At 66.0% G+C, this 2645-nt stretch carries 2 protein-coding genes; both read right to left on the reverse strand.

Going from position 1 to position 2645, the window contains the following annotated elements; translation table 11 throughout:
* Nucleotides 1-95 precede the first annotated feature (95 nt).
* Entirely contained in the window at nucleotides 96-845 is a 750-nt protein-coding gene (istB, locus tag CD30_RS19950) for an IS21-like element IS1474 family helper ATPase IstB (protein ID WP_003460139.1), read from the reverse strand.
* Entirely contained in the window at nucleotides 733-2418 is a 1686-nt protein-coding gene (istA, locus tag CD30_RS19955) for an IS21 family transposase (RefSeq protein WP_024360721.1), read from the reverse strand. Before istA ends, istB begins: the two co-directional genes overlap by 113 nt.
* Between the last annotated feature and the right edge of the window lie 227 nt (nucleotides 2419-2645).

Consider the following 2645-nt stretch of genomic DNA (forward strand, 5'->3'; position numbering starts at 1 on the left):
GCTGCGGATTTCGGTGAACGTGACCGAGCGTTTCGCTAATACGTGACCGGTGCTTCCACCCCGGTTGCGCGGGTTCTGGATTGTAATCGCATCGGTCACGATGCGGCTTGTTCCTCGGCTTTTTTTCGGCGCAGCGACTCGCCTTTCATCGTCAGTCGGTAGGCGTTGTGCACCAGGCGGTCGAGGATGGCATCGGCCAGGGTCGGGTCGTTGATCCAGCCGTGCCAGTGCTCGATGGGCAGTTGGCTCGTCAGGATGGTGGAGCGGCTGCCAGCGCGGTCGTCGATCACCTCCAGCAGGTCATGCCGGGCTCCTTCCTCCAGCGGGGCTAGCGCCCAGTCGTCCAGCACCAGGACGTCGACCTTTGCCAGCTGTTGCAGGGTACGGCCGAAGCTGCCGTCGCCATGAGCGATGCGCAGTTGTTCCAGCAGGCGCGGGGTGCGCAGGTACAGGGTGCTATAGCCCTGGCGGCAGGCCTGGTTGCCCAGGGCGCAGGCCAGCCAGGTTTTGCCGGCACCGGTCGGGCCGGTCAGCAGCAGGTTGTGCTGCTGGCGGATCCAGTCGCCACTGGCCAGGGTGGCGATCAGACGCTCGTCCAGGGCGCGTCCGGAGCGGCGGTCGAGATCTTCCAGGCAGGCGTTGGCGTACTTGAGCTTGGCCTTCTTGCGCAGCCGTACCAGGCGCTGGTTGTCACGCCAGGCCAGTTCGCGGTCGAGCAGTAGGCCGAGGCGTTCATCGAAGCTCAGGCTGTGGCTGGCCGGCAGCGTCCATTGCTCTTCCAGGGCGCGGGCCATGCCGTCCAGGCGTAGCTGGTGCAGTTGATTCAGGGTGTGTTGCGGCATCATCGAACAGCTCCTGTTGCGGGGGTTGGTAGTAGTCGGCGCCACGGACGTTCTCGTGGTCGCCGGGTAAGGTCGTTTCGGCGGCACGCTGGGGCAGCGGCTGTTGATCCAGGCCTTGCTGGAGCAGGTTGCGCACGCTGCGCCCGGTGAAGGCGCGCAGGTGTACGGCACGTTCGGCAGCGGCTTCCAGGCGTGCATTGCCATAGCGCCGGGCCAGCGAGAGCAGGCCGAGGCAGGCGCGGTAGCCCATCTCCGGGTGCGGCTTGTGGGTCAGTTGGTGATCGATCAGTTGGCGCGTGTAGGGGCCGATCCGCTCGCCCCAGTCGAGCAGGCGTTGCGGCGTCCACTCACGATGCGCCTGGTGCGCTGCGGGCATGTGTTCGCGCTGGGTACTGTAAGCGCCGCGTCGCCCCAGCAGCAGGTGGCTGGCCACCCGCCGGTTGCCATGCAGCACTTCCAGGGTGTGTGCCGTCAGTCGCACGTCCACGTTCTGCCGGGCCAGGGCGGAGGGCACGCTGTAGAAGCTGCCATTGACCTCGATGTGGTAGTCGATGCTGACCTTGCAGCGCTTGAAGGTGGCGACCTCGTAGGGATGCACCGGCAGCGCTCGCAAGGCCGGGCGATCCAGACGCTCGAACCAGTCGCGCCGGCAGCCATCGAGCCGCTTGAACGGGCGCCGATTCAGATCCTCCAGCAGCTCGGCGATGGCCTGGTTAAGCGCATGCAGGCTGAAGAACTGCCGATGGCGCAGCCGCGCCATGATCCAGCGCTCGACCACCTGCACCGCCACCTCGGCCTTGGCCTTGTCCTGAGGCTTGCGTGGCCGTGCCGGCAGGATCACCGTCTGGTAATGACGCGCGCACTCCAGCGTGGCCCGGTTCAGGCCCGGCTCGTAGCGATCCGGCTGGGCGACCAGGGCGCGCGGATTGTCCGGCACAACCATTTCCGGCACGCCGCCAAAGTAGGTCAGAGCCTGGCCCAGCGAGGTCAGCCAGTCCACCTGGGTTTCGCCTGGCGTCGCGCAGGCATAGGTGTAATTCGAGGCGCCCAGGGCGGCGACGAAGATGTGCGCCCGGCGCACTTCGCCGGTGGCCGGGTCGACCACCGGCAGCGTCGGCCCGGCATAGTCGATGAATAGCTTCTCGCCCGCACGGTGCAGCTGACGCATCGAACGTTTGAGCGTCTGGGCGTAGCGCCGGTAGTGCTCGACGAACTGGGTGTAGCGGTAGGTCGGCTGGCCCGCATGCGCGGCGAGATATTCCTCCCACAGCAGCTGCAAGGTCACGCCCTTGCGTCGCAACTCGCGGTGGATGCTCAGCACATCGGGCAGCACTCGCTCACCGCGCGGCTTGTTCGTCGACGTCGGTGCAAACAAGGCGGCCGCCAGCGCGGCCTCGTCCATGGCCACCAGCGCCGGCCAGTCCAGCCCGGCCACCCGCGCCGCCGCGATGTACTTGCTAACCACGCCCTTGGACAGCTGCAAGGCACGGGCAATCTTCTCGTGGGACAAGCCGGCCTCAAACTTGAGGCGCAGACATTCTTTGATGTTTCGCATGGCTACTCGCGGCGCCGCCATCTTCCTCTCCCGAAATCGGTCGAGGATGGCGGCGCATCAGGTCATGCGCAACGAAGGGGAAGGCTTTCGCTAAGTCGTGACCGGCGATTTCGGTAAGCCGTGACCACCTGTTTCGGAACAGGCGGAGAATCGGTCACGTTGCTACCGAAATGAGCGGTCACGCGTTAGCGAAATGAGCGGTCACGATCAACCGAAACGGCCGGTCACGGTGCTCCGAAATCCGCAGC

The organism is Ureibacillus massiliensis 4400831 = CIP 108448 = CCUG 49529 (genome assembly GCF_000772965.1).
Lineage (GTDB): Bacteria > Bacillota > Bacilli > Bacillales_A > Planococcaceae > Ureibacillus > Ureibacillus massiliensis.

Bases quoted from the DNA above. Each gene is read 5' to 3' on its own strand.
- istA (WP_024360721.1), bottom strand. From the start codon at position 2,418: ATGGCGGCGCCGCGAGTAGCCATGCGAAACATCAAAGAATGTCTGCGC.
- istB (WP_003460139.1), bottom strand. From the start codon at position 845: ATGATGCCGCAACACACCCTGAATCAACTGCACCAGCTACGCCTGGAC.